This is a genomic window from Anaerobium acetethylicum (genome assembly GCF_900096945.1).
Classification (GTDB): domain Bacteria; phylum Bacillota; class Clostridia; order Lachnospirales; family Lachnospiraceae; genus Anaerobium; species Anaerobium acetethylicum.
On record NZ_FMKA01000005.1, the window covers coordinates 103,275 to 123,867 of the forward strand.

General features: G+C 45.2%; 16 protein-coding genes. 13 read left to right on the forward strand and 3 right to left on the reverse strand.

Annotated elements, in window-relative coordinates; genetic code table 11:
* The first annotated feature begins 85 nt into the window (after positions 1-85).
* The 4 genes from bilS to BJR36_RS06795 all read left to right on the forward strand — a co-directional run bounded on the left by bilS (position 86) and on the right by BJR36_RS06795 (position 2,152).
* Positions 86-619 (forward strand): flavodoxin family protein BilS, encoded by a 534-nt coding sequence (gene bilS, locus BJR36_RS06780; protein ID WP_091231923.1) that lies wholly within the window; start codon positions 86-88, stop codon positions 617-619.
* A 91-nt stretch (positions 620-710) separates the two neighbouring features.
* On the forward strand, positions 711-1,190 hold the full coding sequence (locus BJR36_RS06785; protein ID WP_091231926.1) for a hypothetical protein: 480 nt from the start codon (positions 711-713) through the stop codon (positions 1,188-1,190).
* 19 nt (positions 1,191-1,209) lie between these two features.
* A complete protein-coding gene (locus tag BJR36_RS06790) occupies positions 1,210-1,551 on the forward strand; it encodes an arsenate reductase family protein (RefSeq protein ID WP_091231929.1) in 342 nt (113 codons plus the stop codon).
* 34 nt (positions 1,552-1,585) lie between these two features.
* Positions 1,586-2,152 (forward strand): beta-class carbonic anhydrase, encoded by a 567-nt coding sequence (locus BJR36_RS06795; RefSeq protein ID WP_091231931.1) that lies wholly within the window; start codon positions 1,586-1,588, stop codon positions 2,150-2,152.
* Positions 2,153-2,329: 177 nt separating this feature from the next.
* Here the strand turns inward: BJR36_RS06795 and BJR36_RS06800 are convergent, their stop codons facing one another.
* Positions 2,330-3,211, reverse strand: coding sequence for an aldose 1-epimerase family protein (locus BJR36_RS06800; protein ID WP_091231934.1), 882 nt, complete (start codon positions 3,209-3,211; stop codon positions 2,330-2,332).
* Positions 3,212-3,477: 266 nt separating this feature from the next.
* Between BJR36_RS06800 and BJR36_RS06805 the strand changes: the two genes are divergently transcribed.
* On the forward strand, positions 3,478-7,800 hold the full coding sequence (locus BJR36_RS06805) for a beta-N-acetylglucosaminidase domain-containing protein (protein ID WP_169823611.1): 4,323 nt from the start codon (positions 3,478-3,480) through the stop codon (positions 7,798-7,800).
* A 116-nt stretch (positions 7,801-7,916) separates the two neighbouring features.
* Entirely contained in the window at positions 7,917-9,590 is a 1,674-nt protein-coding gene (locus tag BJR36_RS06810; RefSeq protein ID WP_091231939.1) for a putative bifunctional diguanylate cyclase/phosphodiesterase, read from the forward strand.
* Between the two features lie 80 nt (positions 9,591-9,670).
* Here BJR36_RS06810 and BJR36_RS06815 read toward each other — a convergent pair whose 3' ends face one another.
* Entirely contained in the window at positions 9,671-10,375 is a 705-nt protein-coding gene (locus tag BJR36_RS06815; RefSeq protein WP_091231941.1) for a DUF6320 domain-containing protein, read from the reverse strand.
* Positions 10,375-11,694, reverse strand: coding sequence for a condensation domain-containing protein (locus BJR36_RS06820; protein ID WP_091231944.1), 1,320 nt, complete (start codon positions 11,692-11,694; stop codon positions 10,375-10,377). Before BJR36_RS06820 ends, BJR36_RS06815 begins: the two co-directional genes overlap by 1 nt.
* Before the next feature lie 289 nt (positions 11,695-11,983).
* Here BJR36_RS06820 and BJR36_RS06825 point away from each other — a divergent pair, with 289 nt between their 5' ends.
* From BJR36_RS06825 to BJR36_RS06855, 7 genes are all read left to right on the forward strand, one after another.
* Positions 11,984-12,880, forward strand: a complete 897-nt coding sequence (locus tag BJR36_RS06825; RefSeq protein WP_091232112.1) for an alpha/beta hydrolase — start codon at positions 11,984-11,986, stop codon at positions 12,878-12,880.
* Between the two features lie 137 nt (positions 12,881-13,017).
* Positions 13,018-14,022 carry a deoxyguanosinetriphosphate triphosphohydrolase gene (locus tag BJR36_RS06830; protein ID WP_091231947.1) on the forward strand — a complete coding sequence of 335 codons (1,005 nt, stop codon included), beginning with the start codon at positions 13,018-13,020 and terminating at the stop codon, positions 14,020-14,022.
* Positions 14,023-14,071: 49 nt separating this feature from the next.
* Positions 14,072-15,853 (forward strand): DNA primase, encoded by a 1,782-nt coding sequence (gene dnaG, locus BJR36_RS06835; RefSeq protein ID WP_091231949.1) that lies wholly within the window; start codon positions 14,072-14,074, stop codon positions 15,851-15,853.
* Positions 15,854-15,948: 95 nt separating this feature from the next.
* Positions 15,949-17,055, forward strand: a complete 1,107-nt coding sequence (gene rpoD / locus BJR36_RS06840; protein WP_091232117.1) for an RNA polymerase sigma factor RpoD — start codon at positions 15,949-15,951, stop codon at positions 17,053-17,055.
* Positions 17,056-17,064: 9 nt separating this feature from the next.
* A complete protein-coding gene (locus BJR36_RS06845; RefSeq protein WP_091231952.1) occupies positions 17,065-17,757 on the forward strand; it encodes a tRNA (adenine(22)-N(1))-methyltransferase in 693 nt (230 codons plus the stop codon).
* Positions 17,758-17,777: 20 nt separating this feature from the next.
* Positions 17,778-18,869 (forward strand): Nif3-like dinuclear metal center hexameric protein, encoded by a 1,092-nt coding sequence (locus tag BJR36_RS06850; protein ID WP_169823612.1) that lies wholly within the window; start codon positions 17,778-17,780, stop codon positions 18,867-18,869.
* A 39-nt stretch (positions 18,870-18,908) separates the two neighbouring features.
* A complete protein-coding gene (locus BJR36_RS06855) occupies positions 18,909-20,573 on the forward strand; it encodes a nucleoside kinase (RefSeq protein ID WP_091231958.1) in 1,665 nt (554 codons plus the stop codon).
* Positions 20,574-20,593: the final 20 nt, after the last annotated feature.

The window sequence follows — 20,593 nt, forward strand, 5'->3', positions numbered from 1 at the left end:
CAGATGTGGTTTTTAAATGTGTGGTAAAGACATCTTCCTGCCGGATGCGGCATAATACATTCACGAAATAAGAGGGAGGGTTCGCATGAAAAAATACAAGGTATTGTTTACCAGCCGTACAGGCAATACAGAAAAGGTCGCAGTGAAGATTTATGAGGCAATTGCAGACAGTTCGAAGGATATCCAGAAAATCGAAGCATTTGAAGGCGGGGATGATGCGGAAATCTATTTTATAGGGTTCTGGGCTGACCACGGCAGCTGCAGCATGGAGGTTATGGACTGCCTTGATGAAATTCATGGGAAGAAGATTGCGTTGTTTGGAACCTGCGGCATGGGATCGAACAAAGAATATTATGCCGGAATAGAAGCAAGCGTCAGCGCTTTCATTCCAGATGACAACGAATATCTTGGAATGTTCCTCTGCCAGGGGAAAATGCCTATACAGGTCCGGAATAAGTATGAGGAAATGCTGAAACGCGATGCGGGTGATGAAAAGGCCAAATTTATGATCAAGAACTTCAATGAGGCGATGCTTCATCCTGACAAACGGGATCTGGAAAATGCGGCAGCATTTGCAAGTAAGATCGTTGAGGAAATTGAACACGGCATGTACGACTGACGGCAGGCATACTTATACAGGAACTTAGGGATGGGTGGCTTGCAACAGCTGCCCATTTTATTGCAATGCCAACAGGAAAGCGAAGGAAAAAATGGAGAAAACAATAGTGAATTTTAAGTGCAAGGATAGAAACCAGGAGAGGGACAGCATAGTTCTGTGTTTTGTTTCTTTTGCAATGGGAGCGGTGATTTCAGCGATAATTTCTAATAATGGATATGACAGCTGGTTTGTGGATCTGATTCCGCTAATTACTCTTGCAGCCGGCATAATCATAGTGTCAAAAAAATACGGCGATTATACCGTGGATGGCGGGGCTGAGTTTTCTGAAGAATCCTGTGAAGTGCGGGTAGGCAGGAAACTATTCAGCATCAGATATGACGAGATAGTCAGTCTGGATTACAAAAGCAATTTTTACAGGATGAGCATGAAAGATATGGGATACACCCTGTGGATTAAGACACGGAGAAAAACATACAAAGTAACAACAGAAGAACTGGAAGCTGATAAGATACCATTCAGGGAAACCGGACTTTATGGTCTTTATGACGGTCTGAAAACAGCAACAGCATGACAGACTGGAGGTTTGAAATTTGAATATTCAGATATTTGGAAAAACAAAATGTTTCGATACAAAGAAAGCAGAGCGTTATTTTAAAGAACGCGGAATAAAGTATCAGCTGATTGACCTGGCGCAGAAAGGAATGAGCAGAGGCGAGTTCAACAATGTGAAACAGGCTGTTGGCGGCTATGAAAAGCTGATTGACGAAAAGGCAAAGGATAAGGATACGCTTGTCCTGATTAAATATCTGGCAGAAGAGGACAGGGAAGAAAAGCTTCTTGAGAACCCTAAGCTTTTCAAAACGCCAATCGTAAGGGATGGAAAGAGGGCAACTGTAGGATATAGGCCTGAAATATGGAAAGGCTGGGAGTAACTGTACATTGGAAGACAATCCGGGAGGTAAAGGAATGAGTAAATTACAGGAGATTTTAGATCACAACAGGGTATTTGTTGAGGATAAGAAGTACTGCAAGTATATCACATCGAAGGAACCGAATAAGAAGATGGTTATTCTCTCATGCATGGACACCAGGCTTACGGAGCTTCTTCCAAAAGCCATGAACATCAGGAATGGCGATGTAAAGCTGATCAAGAATGCAGGTGCTACAATTATGCACCCGTTTGGAAGTATCATGAGGAGTATTGTAGTTGCGGTCTACGAGTTCCAGGCGGATGAGGTTTTTGTTGTCGGCCATCACGGCTGCGGGATGAGCAGCATCAATACAGATGAGATACTGAAAAAAGCCACGGCGAGAGGCATAACCCCTGAGGTAATGGATACCTTGGGAAATGCAGGAATTGATATAAAAAAATGGCTGCATGGGTTTGACTCCGTTGAAGAATCGGTCAGAGAGAGTGTGGAACTGATCAAAAGACATCCCATGATTCCTGGTGACATAAGGGTACACGGTCTGATTATGGATCCCCAGACAGGCGGTCTGGAGGTTATTATTGATGGATATGAGAATGATTAGCAGGTAGCAATCGAGGACATTGCCCTGAAATGTTACATAGCAACAGAATATGGTTTTATAAAAAAATGACGCAGAAACAGCCGGGAGATTTTCCGGCTGTTTCTGCGTCTATGTCTTCTGATTCATTAGCTGATCAGAGCCGCGTATGTTATCATCATCTGATTTGTCAGCGTTCTGCTACAGAATCCTGATTTCCAAAGCATAAGTTTTCGTCGCTCCGGGAGCTGCTATCTGGGTATGGCGCCTGGTTCTGAATTCATCGCTTTCATCGCTGTAGATGGCTCCGCCGTTCCATGGCTCGATGCAGAGGAATGGAGCTCCCGGATTGACCGGAGTCCAGAATCCGAGAACTTCAAAGCCATCATAGCTGACTTCAACACCTTCTCCGGTTGACTGGTTGAGGAGCTGTACTTTCTTTGACTCAAGTCCGTCAAAAATCACTGCATCGTTTTCGAATATGCTGTAATCAAGAGGGAGGGTATCAGAGCCGTTCAGGAAGCGAACTGTTCTGTCGGGATCAATTGACAATGTTTCAAAATTATATAAAGGGCTGTCCACGGTTTCCGGCTTCTCGAATTTGAGAGCATAGTCCCCGAAGGCTTCTACTTCGTTGAGTGGACAGCTGAATCCCGGATGCGCGCCGATTTGAAACGGCATCTCCCTGTCGTCAAGATTTGCAATGTCATAGGTCAGGCGCAACGTTTCTCCTTCAATGGAGTAAGTCATAGTCAGTTTGAATTTGTAAGGGTACATCTTAAGCATGTTGTCGTTGGATGTCAGAGAGAATACAGCCACGCTCTCCCCGGCCTTTTCAATTTCAAAATCATAATCCCTTGCAAAACCGTGTTTTGGAATTGCGTATTCTTTTCCCTCAATCATGGTTTTGCCATTGCGCACATTGCCGATTGACGGGAAGAGTACAGGCGAATGTTTCGGCCAGAAAGCAGGGTCTGCCTGCCAGATAAATTCCTTCCCTGCTGAATTTTTAAAGGATGTCAGTTCCGCCCCGAAAGAATTGATTGCCGCTGATGCGGTGCTACTTTGTATGTTGATAAGCATTTTATACCTCCTGTTGTGTTGTTAAATATAATATCGGATAGCAGCGTCTGGGTCTGTAAACCGCCTCCGACTACCACTGTGGTGAATCCAGTATAACATAGAAAATATTTACAATGCAATTAGTAGAAAGGAAAACGTTTGTGTAAAAAAAGGAAAGACTTTGATTGAGCCGGTTTGAAGTAATATTCGGATTCATGTATAATATTAGTGGGAAAGGTTATAGAAACTATAAATGGGAAAAACTACTTAATGTACAGGAGGAAAAGATGAAGGTATTAATGAAATCAGCGGTAAGTTTTGCTCTGGCTGCAGTCATGGCTTTATCGTCATGCGCACCGGCATTCGCTTACCAGGAGCCACAGAATACGGACACAGCAGCAGTGCTGCAGGAGGGCTATTCTTCGGAAAGGAACCGGTACGCAGTGTATCCGGTGCCGCAGTCAGTTGTATATGACAATGATGCGGCACCGACAGAGTTTCAGGTTACAGATGACGTGAATGTAGTCTGCGATCCGGGAATAGACCAGTATACAAAAGATTTTCTTTCAGAAGTCCTTACGAAATATGGACGCACTTTTACTGTGACGGACGGGATCGTTGAGGGCAGGACTAATATTTTACTTGGTACGAATGGAACAGAAGGCACGGCAAGACAATATTTTACTGAGCATGTGACATTGGGGGATGTCAATTTATTCAGTAGAATCGATGCCTATTCCATAAGTGCAGAAAACGGAGCAATTACCATCATCGGTGCCGATGCAGAAGCAGCCTTTTATGGGATAGCAACGCTTCAGATGATGTTCTCCTCATTTGCAGGAAACAGATTTCTGACAGCAAGGATTGAGGATCATGCCTCCATGGAGACCAGGGGATTCATTGAGGGATTCTACGGAAGCTGGGATTATGCTGGCCGTGAGAGCCTGATGAGATTTGCCAGGGACTACAAGATGAATACTTATGTCTATGCTTCAAAAACTGACAGCTATCACAAAAACGCTGCTCTCTATCCTGCAGACCAGCTGGCCGAGATTGCGCATCTGGTGGAAATCGGGAAGCAGACAAAGGTCGAATATGCCTGGTCGGTACATATTTCGTATTTCTTCAACAGCCTGAGCGGATATACAGTCGGAACAGAGCAGTATAACACGAATTTCAACGCGCAGTATACACAGCTTTTCGCGAAATTCCAGCAGCTTTATGATGCCGGGGTCAGGAAATTCGATATTTTGAATGATGATTTTGGAGCGGGAAGCCACAGTGAGGTTGTACGTCTTCTCAATAAACTGGATAACGAATTCTTAAGACCTAACGGCTGTGAAAGAATGAGCTACTGCCCGCAGGGATATAATGAAGCCTGGTCAGGCACGGGTACTGAACTGACAGCGCTTCAGGGACTGAATGATACGATAGACATCTACTGGACGGGAGCGGATGTAAACGCGCCAGTCACGCAGTCCACGGTAGATTTTCTGAAATCGAGGACAAACCACAGCCCGGTGTACTGGCTAAACTATCCGATTAACGAACATGCGTCATCTGGTCTTTTCCTGGGCAACATTTCTTATTACGCAAGAAACAGCGTAACGGGACTTTCAGGACTTGTATCAAATCCATGCCGCTATACAGAAGCGAATAAAACAGCGCTTTTTCAGCTGGCGGCGCTGACGTGGAATAACAACGGATATGAAGAAAAAGCAGAGTCCGTCTGGGAGGAGTCCTTCAAGTATCTGCAGCCGGAAGTTTATCAGGAATACCTGACAATCGCAAGAAACATATCAAACTGCCCTAATTCGGGACGTATCGCAGCCGGATTTCCGGAATCGGAATATATCAGGAGCAGGCTTGAAAGCGTACTCGCCAAGGCTGCAATGGGAACTCCTCTTGCAGCAGACCAGGAAGCAGCAGAACTTCTGGCAGAATTTGACAATATTTTAAATGCAATCACTACGATGCGTGCAAACTGTAAAAACACAGCTCTTCTTGCAGAAATCGAACCATGGCTGAAATCCCTGAAGGATGGAGTCCATGCTTCGCAGTCAGGTCTTCTAAGCGTCATCGCTCTCCAGGCTGGAGATGCAGAAAGAGGCTGGCAGCAGCTGAGCATAGCATCAAAAGCACTTTCAACGGCATATACCTATCGTGCGGCTGCAGGAGAAACAGTTATTGCAAAAGGAGGCAGCAGACGAATCTATCCTTTTGCGACAAAAATAGTTGCAGCCGCAAAACAGATGATTACTCCGTTGCTGAACCCGGACAGCACAGCATTTACGAACAGCTTTTACGCAGTCCTTGGGGGAGCGGTCAAAACAGATGATCTCCAGTCAGCAAAACTGTTCGACAAAGATGAAGCAACATACGGGTCTTACCAGACAGTTCAGAAGGCCGGAGACTATTATGGCGTTGACCTGGGAAGGGTTATTACTGTCAATACAATCGATATCCTGCAAGGGAGGGCTGATTCGGACATTGATATTTTCCACTATGCAGCTCTTGAATATTCAGAAGACGGACAGAACTGGACCAGTATTGGACAGCAGGATCTGCAGTACAAAATCAGCCTTTCAGATCTTAATATCAAAGCACGTTATGTGCGCATGAGGCTTACAAAAGTTGGATACCAGAAAAATGATTACTGGACTTTTATCCGTGAATTTGCAATCAACAAAGACCAGGGGTCAGGGAAAGCAGAAATATATACAAACCAGCCGGATTTAGCATACAAGGCAGTTTCTGTTACGGATAACACTTATGCGATCAGCGGAGTAACGGAAGCGATACTAAAACCAGGCGAATACCTTGGAATGAAACTTCCTTCTGTGGAAACTTTAACATCCATCAATGCAGATGCGGCAATAACAGCCGGGTCACTTGCGGTCCAGTATTCGGAGAACGGGGTAATCTGGACCGATGCAGGTGAAAGCGTAAACGGTTCAACTGCAAGATATGCGAGATGGATCAATCTCGGAGCAGAAGATGCGGCTTTCACTGCAAGAAGCTTTGCGGTTACTACCGGTCGTATGGAAATCCGTCCTGCAGTGAGTGAAACCAGAAAGAGCGGCGCCGCGGGCGACACAACGGCACTTTCCTTAAAAGAGGGAGCGTGGGCGAATCTATTCGATGGCGATGTTTCAACTTATGCATGGACAAGTGCAAATCAGGCAGAGGGGCAGTACATTACAATCGATCTGGGAACTTCAGTACCTGTTTATGATGTTACGGTCACGACAGCTGACGGAAGACCGAGACTATACGATGCCGAAATCCAGGTGTCTGCAGATAATACGGTTTGGGAAACCATAGCGACAGTTTCTGACAGTGCAGGAGATGCATCCTATCAGGGAGCTTTTTATACAATTAGCAAGAACCTTCATGGCAAATCAGAACGATATGTGAGGATCTATATTACATCTGCTACTGAAGCATATTTGAGAATCAATGAGGTTGCAATCAACAAGACGGTAGAAACTGTCGGGAATTCCTTTTCAGGGAATCTTGGTGGAAGCTACGAAAGCACTGTTGACGGCGACGTTTCAACAGTATGGTGTCCGGGAACAGAATCGGACGGTTCAGCGTATTTTGAATACAGATTTTCTGATCATACAAATGTAGAAAAGCTTACAATCCTTCAGGATGCATCAGAAATCACAAATGCAACTGTAACAGCGGAAGTTTATGACGGAACCAAAGTCTCACAGATAACGCTTGGAACAATGGATCAGGCGTGTGCTGAATTTAATCTCCCGTTAGCAGCAACCGACATCCTTTCATTGAAATTCACATGGCCGGAGGGTACAACCCCTTCAATTTATGAAATATTTACGGTACTTCGCGGGGAAGACAAGGTAAGGGAGTTCGTTGAAAGACTGTATGAAAAAGTACTTGACAGAACTGCAGAAGAAAGTGAGATCAGCTATTACACCACATCCCTGAAAGCAAAAGAAAAGACGGGTGCTGACGCAGGATACGGATTCATGTTCAGCCCTGAATTTACAGGACGGGGATTAAGCAACGCCGACTACGTCGAAGTATTGTATGAAACCTTCATGGGACGTGCTTCGGATGAAGGCGGCAGATCATACTGGACAAACTTCCTGGACAATGGCGTTTCGAGGCTTTACGTATTCAGAGGATTTGTAGAATCACAGGAATATACTGCTATCTGTGAATCCAGCGAAATCGAAAGAGGTAACACTGCACTTACGGAGCCGAGAGATCAGAACCCGTTCCTCACAATGTATGTGGACCGTCTGTATAGCAAGGCATTGGGAAGAGAAGCAGAGTCAGGCGGACTGAATTACCATGCAGGGGAAATTCTTGCCGGAAGGGTAACCCCGGTGCAGGCAGCGCAGAACTTTATATTCTCATCTGAATTTAGGAATAAGAATCTGTCAGATGAAGCCTATGTTGAATTGCTTTATAGAACCTTTATGGGAAGAGAAGCGGAGCCATCAGGACTTGCTTACCATCTGAAAAGAATAGCGGAAGGTACTGGCAGAGAAGAAATACTTCTTGGATTTGCGAATTCAGCTGAGTTCAAAGACATCATAAACAGCTTTGGACTTGCAAGCCATTTACACGGCATTTGAAAAATGCTATATTTAGTTGTATATTTAGAAGAATGAGAAAGCTGTGCAATCGTGATCCTATAGGAATATGATCAGTAAGAAGCCATTGCTCAGTGCAGAAAGATACGGGGATAAGTATGTCAGGGAAATTAAAGAATGTGATGATGAACGTGTTTAAGAATATAATAAAGACGGACACCGATATTACCTCGTATATGAATGAGAACAGCAGGCTCAGACCTTTTTTCGTATCGGTAAAAATTGCACTGGCATATGGCACCGTGGGCATATTCTGGATACTGTTTTCAAGCAAGATGCTGCGTTTTTTTGTTACTGATCTGGATGAGCTTGAAAGGTATGAAATATACAAAGGGTGGCTGTTCGTAGTAATGACGACGATTCTGGTTTTCTGCATGGTGCTCAGAAATATGTTCAGTTTTGTGGAAATCATTGATAAGTTCAGGCGGAATTACCTGGAACTGAACACAGCTCATGAGAAGCTTCTGGAAATGGAAGGGAATCTAAGCAGGCTTGCCTACACGGATTACCTGACAGGGCTTCCAAATAAAAGGGCATTGGAGAAGGAAGTCCAAAGGATTGGCGATAGCTGTGATCAGAGCAGGTATGCCGTACTATATCTGGATGTTGATAATTTCAAGAACATCAATGATACATTAGGCCATAATGTAGGGGATGAACTGCTGGTAGAGATAAGCAGGGTGATTGATAAGGTGGTCAGGAAGCCGGATATGGCTTTCAGAATAAGCGGTGATGAATTCGCTGTTATATTTGCTGATGCGGGAACAACACAGGAGATAGACGAAAAACTTGCGCAGCTGCTGGATCACATCAGGAAACCATGGAGCATTTCCGGACACCATTTTTTCATTACCTACAGTGTCGGAATCACCATATACCCAGATGACGGAATCAGTATGAATAAGCTCCTGATGAACGCGGATACTGCTATGTATGCAGTCAAAAAAGAGACGAAAGACAGCCACGCTTATTATTCAACGGAAATCATGGAAAAGAATATCCGGAAAGTCGAGCTTGCAAATGAACTGAGGCAGGCTGTGGATAACGGGGAATTTATTCTTTTATATCAGCCAATAAAAAACCTGGGCAAAAAAAAGATAGTAGGGGTTGAGGCGCTGATCAGGTGGAAGCATCCTGTTAAAGGCTTTGTTTCGCCGGTGGAATTTATACCGCTGGCAGAAGAAACAGGTATGATTTATGAAATTGACAAGTGGGTTTTAAGGACCGTCAGCAGGCAGAAGAAGGAATGGGAAGAAAACGGTTTGGGATATCTTAAGATATCCATAAACCTTTCCGGGTCAAGCCTTGTCAAGACAGGCCTCGTTGAATGTATCGAAGATCTGATTGAGGAATACGGAATAGACTGCAGCCTTTTGCAGATAGAGGTCACGGAAACGGCTCTGATGGAAAACATCAGGGAATCGGCTGTGATACTTGAGAAGATCAGGAGAATCGGGATAAAAATAGCGCTGGATGATTTTGGTACAGGATATTCTTCTTTTACTTATCTGAAAAATCTTCCGATTGACGTGGTGAAGCTGGACAGGCAGTTTATCTGGGATATGATGAATGTGGATCAGGTCGATCTGATCGTGAAAAGCGTTATACAGCTGACCCATGACCTCCTTTTGGAAATCGTTGCAGAAGGCATAGAAACGGAGAAGCAGCTTGATTATCTGATGCTTCACAACTGCGATTATGGACAGGGATATCTCTTCAGCAGACCACTTTCAAAAGAGGATATTGAACTGCTATGCTGTCAGCATGAATGACAGACAGAGAGCCCGCCGCCATGAACAATCGTTCATGGCGGCGGGCTCTCTGGTTTAGTTGAACCTGCTTGATCTGGTAATTATATATGCATCCTTCTTCTTACCTCTTCTCGAAGTCTAGTACGCTTGAGGATGGTGAAGAGCATGCCGTCGATTATGATGCAGCATACCAGTACCACAGCGGACCAGGTAATATGAATCTTCTGATTCAGGAACATGCGTATGAAAATTTCTAATCCAACGCCCAGACCGGCAATTTCTGCAAATACCAGGAAGGCTGTTGATAAGATGGATGTTTTGAAATATCTGATTGCAAATGTAAATATGAGTACAAAAGCCGTCAGCAGTGAAATGATGGGGACGGCCAGCCTAAGGAACCAGTGGTTGACCGGAAACTGGTAATAGATGATCCAGCAGTACAGGGCCACGGCAGCCCAGTCGAATAATATGGTCAGGTATATGGAAAGTCTGCTGTATATAAGAACAGGAATGAAAAATACCCATAAAAGTGCACACAGACCGATTATATACAGAGACCAGAGCCCTTGTTTAAATACCAGGAGATTCAGAGCTCCGCATGCGACTGCTGTCGAAAGAAGTACGACAGTCAGAAGGATTGCGGAATCACCTCTCTTTACCGGATCGACCTGTCCCTTTAAGGTCGGGTAAGGGAGTTTGCCGTTTATATCTATTGGCTGGTTCGGATTATTTACGGGAGTGTTGCAAAGAGGGCAGGAAACTTCCGTACGATCAAGCTCAACTCCGCAGTGGACGCAGTATGACATTATAACACCTCCATATTTCTGTTGGATTCGATTTTTACTGGAATTCCGTCAGATATAAGCTTTCTGAAAAAAACCATCTCAACATCAGTTTCCACTATGCTGCTTGCAAAATTAACTGTCAGGACATTTCCGAAACTAATGACTGCGCAGTTTGTTTTGGCAGAAAAAGGCTGCCCCATGAGAACGTCAAAACGTTCGATATGTTCCTTCATTTCTTCAGGGACGCTCTGCGGGCCCAGATTCGTCAGTCCGGCAGAAGCCTGCTTGTCACCTATCCGCATGTAATACCTCTTTAATATAAAATCCTTTATAAAGAGAGGAACAATTCTGACGAAAAGATTTCGAGTGGCACTCATATTTGTGCTGATGGAAGCATTCATGTATTTTGCATTCAGATGATACCGCATGTAGAAATGTACCTGGTCAACAATCTCTTCAAATGTATAATCTCCGTACCGTGGATCCACGGTTGGATAAATCATGGCAATGAAATTCCTCAGCGTCATGGAAGGAAAGTATTTTCGTAAGCTTACTGGTATCGCCAGCGTAACGGGCTTCAGCCGGAAATTCCCGTCTGATTTCTGCTTTTCTAAAAGCGAATAAATCAGGACGGCATTCAGATATTCCGTCAGGGACACCTTATATCTTTTTGCTGCAGCCAGGATCTTGTCTGTGGGAATGACTCCGCAGATGATGTTGAGCGTGTGGAACTGCTCTTTGGTGCCGCTTACCTGGTAAGCTTTCTGCTGGCTTCTGGGCAGCCTGATCTTCGAACTGGCATACCGCAGATAGGCATCTTCGAGCTCTTCCCTGTGGGGAGGCTCATTGATATCCAGAACTCCAAAGGTGTCAGGAATTTCATGGCCAAGCAGCCTCAGGTAGACCGCAATCAGGGTCTTTAAAAAGAACATTCCCCCGCCGCCATCAGCAACCGAATGGAATATTTCCAGTGCGATTCTCCGGTCATAATAATAAATTCTGATCAGATGCTGGTGCTTTGATTTGAATGGCATCGGCATACAGGGATTTATGATGTCGGGCATAACAAATGGTCCGGGATTTCTGTTTGGCTCCAGATAGCGCCAGAACAGCCCTTTCCTTATGGCTACATGGAAGGAAGGAAAACGGTGTATGGTCCTGTCAAGCGCTTCCTGCAGGATATCCGGCCTTACCTCTTCTTTAAGCAGGCATGAGAGCCTGAATACAGAGGAAAAGTTTTTTCTCTGTAGAGTGGGATATACATTTGCAGATAGATCCAGCTTGTACCATACCTGTCTGTCTTTTCGCGGTTTGTTTGTTTTGTATTTCTCATTTAGCATAAGACCATCCCAATCTGTATTAGTTTCTTATGCTGTAATTATATCCTCTTATGCCTGATTTTGACAAGTACTTGTTTACTGGCTGCTGTTCACACTGTGAACAGTAACACGCTGCGCGATGCACAGAAATGGTGCTGCACACCATTTCGCCCTACATGACTTGATGAAGCAGCCGCTGATATGTTAAAATCGTTGTAACCATTCAGAATCCGTAAAAAGGTTTTCAAGTGTAAATTCATATGAGAGGAGGAAAGCGGCGCAGATCAATATGCTGTACCGCAAAAGTGATATGAATTTTAAAGAAAAGGGAAATCAAAATCTTATGAAGGCTATAAAAGCCGTACACAGGATGATAGAAAACAGCGATATAGACAAATACAGGCAGTCTCAGGACAATCTGGGATCGATCTACACGAACAGCAAAGAGGTGGAATTTGAAGACATCATGATAGATGGCATGCCGGCGGAATGGGTGACTGCAAACCGTCCGCATCAGGAAAGAAAAGTGATCCTTTACTGCCATGGCGGCGGGTTCAAGACAGGAAGCTTCAGATATGCCAGATCGATTACGACAAAGCTGGCAACGAGCACGTCCATGGATGTACTATGCTTCGATTACCGTCTTGCCCCTGAACACCCTTATCCGGCGGCACAGGAGGATGTATTGAAGGCGTGGGATTATCTCATGTATCTTGGATACGGCGCCCGGGATGTCATAGTGGCGGGCGATTCGGCAGGAGGAAACCTTGTCCTGACGCTTGTGCTGAAACTGAAGGAGCAGGGAAGAAAACTGCCAAAAGGGCTTGTCTGCATTTCGCCATGGACAGATATGACGCTTCAGGGCAGGTCCCATGAGACAAGGATGGAGATAGATCCCGTATTGAGCAGGGATTACCTGATTTCTTCAATCAATGCTTATGTTGGAGGGGAGGAACTCGAGAATCCTTTCATATCGCCATTGTTCGCCGATTTTAGCGGATTTCCGCCTGTTTATATCCAGGTGGGGGATAATGAAATCCTCCTCCATGATTCTATATGTCTTGACAAGAAGCTCAGAAAGGCAGGCGTTTACTCACGGATAGATATATTCCGGGGGATGTGGCATGTATTCCAGATGTCTCCTTTCAAGAAAGCGTATGATGCCATGGATCAGATTGCAGAATTTATTTTTGAGATTGCCGGATGACAGGAACCGTTTAAAAGGAAATCGGTTTTGTGCGCAGAATATATCATATATGGACCATTCGTGACTGCTTTGTAACTATTCAGGACATAATACTGAATAGTTACATTATTTTCATCATTTGACGGGGGGAATGACAGATGATAAGGGAAAAAATTGAAAATTGGGAAAGCGAGTATTTAAGCCCTTATGCATCCCTGAGCCAGAATTCGAAGGGCAGGGAGATCGAAGAGCCGCAGTGCGATATCAGGCCTGTTTATCAGAGAGACAGGGACAGGATCCTGCACTCCAAGGCGTTCAGGAGGCTCAAGCACAAAACCCAGGTGTTCCTTACGCCGGCAGGCGACCATTACCGTACGAGGCTGACGCATACGCTGGAAGTATCGCAGAATGCGAGAACGATTGCGAAGGCACTGCGCCTGAACGAGGACCTTGCCGAGGCAATCGCGCTGGGGCATGATCTGGGGCATACCCCTTTCGGACATGCGGGAGAAAGCGCACTGGACGAGGTCTGCAGTGTGGGATTCAGACATTTCGAACAGAGCCTGAGAGTAGTCGAGAGAGTGGAGAAGAAGGGAAAAGGGCTGAATCTTACTTTTGAAGTGAGGGACGGCATACTGAACCATCCGACGGCTGGCATGCCGTGTACGCTGGAGGGGAAAATAGTCAGGCTATCCGATAAAATCGCATATATAAACCATGATATCGATGACGCCATAAGGGGAAAAATCCTCACGGAAGAGGAGATACCCGCAGAGTACAGAAACATTCTGGGATTCAGCTCCAGGGAAAGGCTCAATACGCTGATCCATGATATTGTGTCGCAGAGCGAGGGGAAGGCGGATATATTCATGTCGCCCCACGTGGAGGAGGCCATGAAAAATCTCAGGGCTTTCATGTTCGAGCATGTGTATACGAATCCCAGGGCAAAAGGCGAGGAATACAAGGCCAAGAATCTGCTGAAGGAGCTTTACGGACACTATCTGAAGCATCCGGAGGAGATGCCGGAGGAATATATTCATATGATCGAGTTTAAAAATGAAAAGGCGGAACGTGTAGTCTGCGATTATATTGCCGGAATGACAGACCAGTACTCTATTGCAAAATTTGAGGAATTATTTGTCCCGAATTCCTGGAAGATTTAAAAAGGAAATTGGACATGAATGCCGAATATTTAAAGGTGGAGGAAATACAATGCGTTATTCGGAAGATTTAATAGAAGAAATAAGAATGAAAAATGACATCGTAGATGTGATTTCGGGTTATGTAAAGCTGCAGAAGAGGGGAGCGACCTATTTTGGCCTGTGCCCATTCCATAACGAAAAAACGCCTTCCTTTTCCGTGACCCCGAGAAAACAGATGTACTACTGTTTTGGCTGTGGTGCCGGAGGAAACGTGTTTACTTTCATTATGAATTATGAGAATTTCACATTTTTTGAAGCGCTGAAGTTTCTGGCAGACAGGGTAGGAGTGGCGCTGCCTGAAATGGAATATTCGGAAGAAGCGAAGAAGAAGGCGGATATCAAGTCCAGCATATTAGAAATCAATAAACAGGCTGCAAACTACTACTATTATCAGCTGAAAAGCGAAAACGGAAAGCAGGCTTATGACTACCTGAGGAACAGGGAACTTACGGATGAAACCATCAAGAGGTTCGGACTGGGGGCTTCCAGCAAATACAGCGGAGACCTTTATAAGTTTTTAAAGGGCAAGGGGTATTCGGATAAGCTCCTGATGGAAACAGGACTGTTTAAGGCAGATGAGACAAGAGGGATAACCGACAGGTTCTGGAACAGGGTCATTTTCCCGATACTGGACGTGAACAACAGGGTAATAGGATTTGGCGGCAGGGTTATGGGCGACGGAGAACCAAAATATTTGAACTCTCCGGAGACGAAGGCTTTCGATAAAAGCCGTAATCTTTACGGACTTAATTTTGCAAGGACATCGAGGAGGCCAAACCTCATAATCTGTGAAGGCTATATGGATGTGATCGCACTCCATCAGGCAGGCTTCACCAATGCAGTCGCTTCCCTGGGAACTGCATTCACAAGCCAGCAGTCAAGCCTGATCAAAAGGTATGCGGAAGAAGTGCTCCTTACATACGACAGCGACGGTGCGGGCGTAAAAGCGGCCCTCAGGGCGATTCCCATACTGAAGGAGTCGGGCCTGAGCGTCAAGGTCATTAACATGAGGCCTTACAAGGATCCGGACGAGTTTATCAAGAATCTGGGCCCCGAAGCCTTTGAGGAAAGGATAAGAAACGCGTCAAATGCATTTTTCTATGAACTAGAAGTAATGGAACAGCAGTATAACATGAAGGACCCGGAGGAGAAGACGTCATTTTATAATGTCATTGCAAGGAAGCTTCTGGATTTCCCGGAAGAGATCGAACGAAACAATTACATTGAGGCGGTTGCGGGAAAATACCATATGGGTTATGAAAACCTCAGAAATCTGGTCAACCAGCTGGCTATAAGGCTTGGACCAAAGCGGGAAAGCGAAAAGCCAAAATCAGGGATGAACAGGAACAAAGAAAAAGAAGACGGTGCAAAGCAGGCGCAGAAGCTTCTGCTCACCTGGCTCATTGAGGATCCGAGGCTCTTCGATTATATAAAGACATATATAAGCCCAGGGGATTTTGTGGAGCCGATTTACCACAGCGTTGCCGATCAGCTGTTCCTGCAGCATGAGAACGGAGACATCAATCCTGCGAAGATCATTAACAGTTTTCAGGCAGAGGAGGAGCACAAGGAGGTGGCCGGGCTGTTCAATGCAAGGCTCGATCAGGTGGAAACCAAAGAAGAGAGGGAAAAAGCGCTGAAGGATATCGTCTTCAGGGTGAAGCAGAACAGTGCGGAATCTATCACAAAAAATCTGGATCCGACTGATATCATGGGACTTCAGAAAGTGATTACCATGAAAAGGGAACTGCAGAATCTGGAAAAACTGCATATTTCCATAGACTGGGAGTAACAATTCTGTTTCTTCGTGCTTTTGCAGACAGGAAGCAGATTAACATATAAATAAAATCTTGGAAGGATGAAAATATAATGGAAGAAAATGTAGAAATGTTAGAAAACATGGAAAAGTTTAACGAGAAACTCAAGGAACTCCTTGCCCTCGCAAAAAGGAAGAAAAATGTACTGGAATATCAGGAAATAAACGAATTTTTTGTCGACATGGAACTTGATGCCGATAAATTTGAAAAAATCCTGGACTTCCTGGAAAACAGCAACATCGACGTACTGCGAATAACAGATGAAGAAGAGGAGGATGAAGAAATCATCCTCGAAGACGAAGATGAAGTTGATGTTGAAAAACTCGACCTTTCCATACCTGATGGTATCAGCATCGAAGATCCGGTAAGGATGTATCTGAAGGAAATCGGAAAAGTACCTCTCCTTAGCGCAGATGATGAAATCGATCTTGCACAGAAGATGGAAAATGGTGACGTGGAAGCAAAGAAAAAGCTGGCAGAGGCTAACCTGCGTCTTGTCGTAAGTATTGCAAAGCGTTATGTGGGACGAGGAATGCTTTTCCTTGATCTTATCCAGGAAGGCAATCTGGGGCTTATTAAAGCTGTTGAAAAATTCGATTACAGAAAAGGTTATAAGTTCAGTACCTATGCGACCTGGTGGATCAGACAGGCTATAACAAGAGCCATTGCCGATCAGGCAAGGACAATCCGTATTCCGGTGCATATGGTAGAAACCATCAATAAGCTGATCCGCGTTTCGAGACAGCTTCTGCAGGAATTAGGAAGAGAACCGGTGCCGGAAGAAATCGCTGAGGTAATGAACATGCCTGTTGAAAGGGTAAGGGAAATCCTTAAGATATCACAGGAACCTGTTTCGCTTGAAACTCCGATCGGTGAAGAGGAAGACAGCCATCTTGGTGACTTTATCCAGGATGATAATGTTCCTGTACCGGCAGAAGCAGCTGCTTTTACGCTTTTGAAAGAACAGCTGGTTGAAGTGCTCGGAACCCTTACTGAAAGGGAACAGAAAGTGTTGAGACTGAGATTCGGCCTTGATGACGGACGCGCAAGAACTTTGGAAGAAGTTGGAAAGGAATTCAACGTAACCCGTGAAAGAATCCGTCAGATAGAAGCCAAGGCGCTCAGAAAACTGCGTCATCCCAGCCGAAGCAGAAAACTGAAAGACTATCTTGACTAGGGGATTCTTATGCAGCTATCAAAGAGACTGTCTGCAGTAGCAGGCTTAGTAACCCCGGGAAACCGGCTTGTGGATGTCGGGACAGACCATGGTTATATTCCGATTTATCTGGTAAGTGAGAAAATCGTGCCTGGGGCCCTCGCAATGGATATCAATCGCGGACCCTTAGAGCGCGCAAAAGAGCATATTTCAGAAAACCATCTGGAAGATCACATCGAAACAAGACTTTCAGACGGAGTCAGCGCCCTGAAGGCTGGAGAGGCTGACAGCCTCATTGTAGCCGGAATGGGCGGAGGGCTTGTGGTCAGGATCATGTCTGAAGGAAGGGAAGTGCTGTCTGGACTGAAGGAATTCATTTTACAGCCACAGTCTGAAATAGAGACGGTAAGAAGGTTTCTTCAGGATTCCGGGTATCTGATCACAGAGGAAGATATGGTTCTGGAAGACGGTAAATTCTATCCTGTGATGAAAGCTGTTCATGGGACAATGGATTATGAGAGCAGGATATTTTTCAAATTCGGCAGACATCTGCTAGAAGATAAAAACCCTGTTCTGAAGAAGTATCTGGAAAAGGAATACCTTGCCTGCCTTAAGATCAGGGAAGCCCTGAATGCCAGGAGAACAGAGAATACGGCCCGCCGTCTTCAGGAGATAGAAGAGGAAATAAAGGATATTCTGGAAGCCAAAAAGTATTTCGATTAAAACTAAAGAGGGTGAGCAAGGTGAATTGCGGAAACATCATAAAAAACCTGGAACAGCTTGCGCCGCTGCGTTATGCAGAATCCTGGGATAACCCAGGGCTCCTGGCGGGGCGGAGGGATAAGGAAGTCAGAAAAGTGTTCGTTGCCCTTGATGCCACGGATCATATCATTGACCAGGCAATCAGGCAGGGAGCGGACATGCTGATTACTCATCATCCGCTGATTTTCAAGGGAATCAGCCAGATCAATGACGACGAGGCTACAGGAAGACGCCTTATACGGCTGATACAGAACGACATTTCCTATTATGCAATGCATACCAATTACGATGTCTGTGTCATGGCGGATCTGGCAGCCGGGTATCTGGGCATGACTGACAGGCATATCCTGGAAACGACCTATGAGGCGAAATATCTCAAGATTGCAGTCTATGTACCGGATGAGTATGCAGACAGGGTAAGGGAAGCAATGCTCGGCGCAGGAGCCGGACATGTTGGAAATTACTCCCACTGCAGCTATAATATCAAAGGGACAGGCACCTTCATTCCTTTGGAGGGCACTAATCCCTTCTCCGGGGAAATAGGCTCATTGGCACGAACTTCAGAAGTAAAGATAGAAACCATCGTGCAGAGAGATCTGGTTGGGAAGGTCGTAAAAGCAATGAAAGAAGCGCATCCCTACGAAGAAGTGGCCTATGATATCTACGAGCTTTGCCTGGACGGCGAGAAAGCAGGGATCGGCAGGACAGGGATCCTCCCTTACAGGATGACTCTCGGACAATGCTGCCAGTTTGTCAAAGACAAGTTCGATCTGGAGCATGTGAAAGTCTTCGGAGATTTGGATTCCTGGGTCAGTATGGCAGCAATATCTCCCGGCTCTGGAAAATCCATGATCAGGCCGGCCCTGAAATCAGGAGTACAGGTGCTGATTACCGGAGATATCGGACATCATGAAGGAATTGATGCAGTGTCTGATGGACTGGCGGTAATAGATGCCGGACACTACGGACTTGAACATATTTTCGTTCTTCAGATGAAAGACTATCTGGAAAAGGTATTTGAAGATCTGGAAATTGTCCGGGAAGAAATCACACAGCCATTCAGCATTGTCTGACGGAATCTCTGCAACTGAGCATTCATCAAGGAGGAGCATATGGATAGTTTTGTTAAAGTAACAATTGGGGATGAAGTAAAATCTTATAAATTCGGTACAAGGTTTTCTGCAATTGCAGAAGAATACCTGGACAGGTATGAAGATGATATCGTTCTGGTGACGGTAAACGGAAGGTTACAGGAACTTCATAAGTGTCTGGAGGGAGACTGCAGGCTTGAACTGGTAACCACGTCTGATACGTGCGGGTATAACGCATATAAGCGCAGTGCAACTTTGATGCTGCTGAAGGCTGTGTATGAGATAGCCGGACACGAGAAAGTCAAAAAGCTGAGGGTCCTTTATTCAATTGACAGGGGATACTACTGCAAAATGACGGGAGATGTGGAGCTCAACGAAGAATTCATTTCCAAGGTAAAGACAAGAATGTACGAACTGGTTGAAAAGAAGATTCCAATCAAAAAGCGTTCAGTCAATACGGATGAAGCGATCGATATGTTTAAAAAGTACGGGATGCATGATAAGGAAAGGCTTTTCCGCTACCGCAGGGTTTCGAAGGTAAATATATACAGCATGAACGGATTTGAGGATTACTATTATGGATATATGGTTCCGCATACGGGATATCTGAAATATTTTGATCTGTTCCTGTACGATGAGGGATTTGTAATCCAGCTTCCCGTAAAGTCCCGTCCAAAGGAGATCAAACCCTTCGAGCCAAAGCCGAAACTGTTCAATGTACAGAAAGAATCAACGCGCTGGGGAGATATGCTGGAGGTTGATACGGTAGGTGCACTGAATGATAAAATCGTTTCAGGCGGAATAAATGATCTGATTCTGGCCCAGGAAGCACTCCAGGAAAAGAAAATCGCCGATATTGCAGAGATGATCACCGGGCAGAAGGGAAAGAAGTTCGTTATGATAGCCGGACCTTCTTCATCGGGTAAGACCACATTTTCCCACAGGCTTTCCATACAGCTGATGGCACACGGCATGAAACCCCATCCGATTGCTGTCGACAATTATTTTGTTGAGAGGGAAAAGACGCCGAGGGATGAATTCGGCGAATATGATTTCGAGTCGCTTCAGGCCATTGATATCGAACAGTTCAACAAAGACATGAATGCCCTTTTGAGAGGCGAGACCGTAGAAATTCCAGAATTCAACTTCAGGACGGGAAGCCGCGAATATAAAGGCAATTTCAAGAATCTCGGTCCGGATGACATTCTGGTAATCGAAGGGATCCACTGCCTGAATGACCAGTTGTCCTATTCCCTTCCACAGGAAAGCAAATTCAAGATATACATCAGCGGACTTACGCAGCTGAATATCGATGAACACAACAGGATTCCGACAACGGATGGAAGGCTGATCAGACGGCTGGTGCGCGATGCAAGAACCAGGGGAATTTCTGAGAAGCAGACCATCGCCATGTGGGCTTCGGTACGACGGGGCGAGGAAAGGAATATTTTCCCATACCAGGAAGAAGCGGACGTGATGTTCAATTCAGCGCTTATCTATGAGCTTTCCGTTCTGAAACAGTATGCAGAGCCGATTCTCTTTGCCGTTGACAGGCAGGCGCCGGAATACGGAGAGGCCAAAAGGCTTTTGAAGTTCCTGGATTATTTCATTACTGTAGGAACTGAATATATTCCCAAAAACTCTATTCTGCGGGAATTTATCGGGGGAAGCTGCTTTAAGGTTTAACCTTCAGGTCTTTCAAGGTT

What these genes read in the sequence shown, in the direction of transcription:
- bilS (WP_091231923.1), top strand. Translation starts at nt 86, where the DNA reads ATGAAAAAATACAAGGTATTGTTTACCAGCCGTACAGGCAATACAGAA.
- BJR36_RS06785 (WP_091231926.1), top strand. Translation starts at nt 711, where the DNA reads ATGGAGAAAACAATAGTGAATTTTAAGTGCAAGGATAGAAACCAGGAG.
- BJR36_RS06795 (WP_091231931.1), top strand. Translation starts at nt 1,586, where the DNA reads ATGAGTAAATTACAGGAGATTTTAGATCACAACAGGGTATTTGTTGAG.
- BJR36_RS06800 (WP_091231934.1), bottom strand. Translation starts at nt 3,211, where the DNA reads ATGCTTATCAACATACAAAGTAGCACCGCATCAGCGGCAATCAATTCT.
- BJR36_RS06805 (WP_169823611.1), top strand. Translation starts at nt 3,478, where the DNA reads ATGAAGGTATTAATGAAATCAGCGGTAAGTTTTGCTCTGGCTGCAGTC.
- BJR36_RS06810 (WP_091231939.1), top strand. Translation starts at nt 7,917, where the DNA reads ATGTCAGGGAAATTAAAGAATGTGATGATGAACGTGTTTAAGAATATA.
- BJR36_RS06815 (WP_091231941.1), bottom strand. Translation starts at nt 10,375, where the DNA reads ATGTCATACTGCGTCCACTGCGGAGTTGAGCTTGATCGTACGGAAGTT.
- BJR36_RS06820 (WP_091231944.1), bottom strand. Translation starts at nt 11,694, where the DNA reads ATGCTAAATGAGAAATACAAAACAAACAAACCGCGAAAAGACAGACAG.
- BJR36_RS06825 (WP_091232112.1), top strand. Translation starts at nt 11,984, where the DNA reads ATGAATTTTAAAGAAAAGGGAAATCAAAATCTTATGAAGGCTATAAAA.
- BJR36_RS06830 (WP_091231947.1), top strand. Translation starts at nt 13,018, where the DNA reads ATGATAAGGGAAAAAATTGAAAATTGGGAAAGCGAGTATTTAAGCCCT.
- dnaG (WP_091231949.1), top strand. Translation starts at nt 14,072, where the DNA reads ATGCGTTATTCGGAAGATTTAATAGAAGAAATAAGAATGAAAAATGAC.
- rpoD (WP_091232117.1), top strand. Translation starts at nt 15,949, where the DNA reads ATGTTAGAAAACATGGAAAAGTTTAACGAGAAACTCAAGGAACTCCTT.
- BJR36_RS06845 (WP_091231952.1), top strand. Translation starts at nt 17,065, where the DNA reads ATGCAGCTATCAAAGAGACTGTCTGCAGTAGCAGGCTTAGTAACCCCG.
- BJR36_RS06855 (WP_091231958.1), top strand. Translation starts at nt 18,909, where the DNA reads ATGGATAGTTTTGTTAAAGTAACAATTGGGGATGAAGTAAAATCTTAT.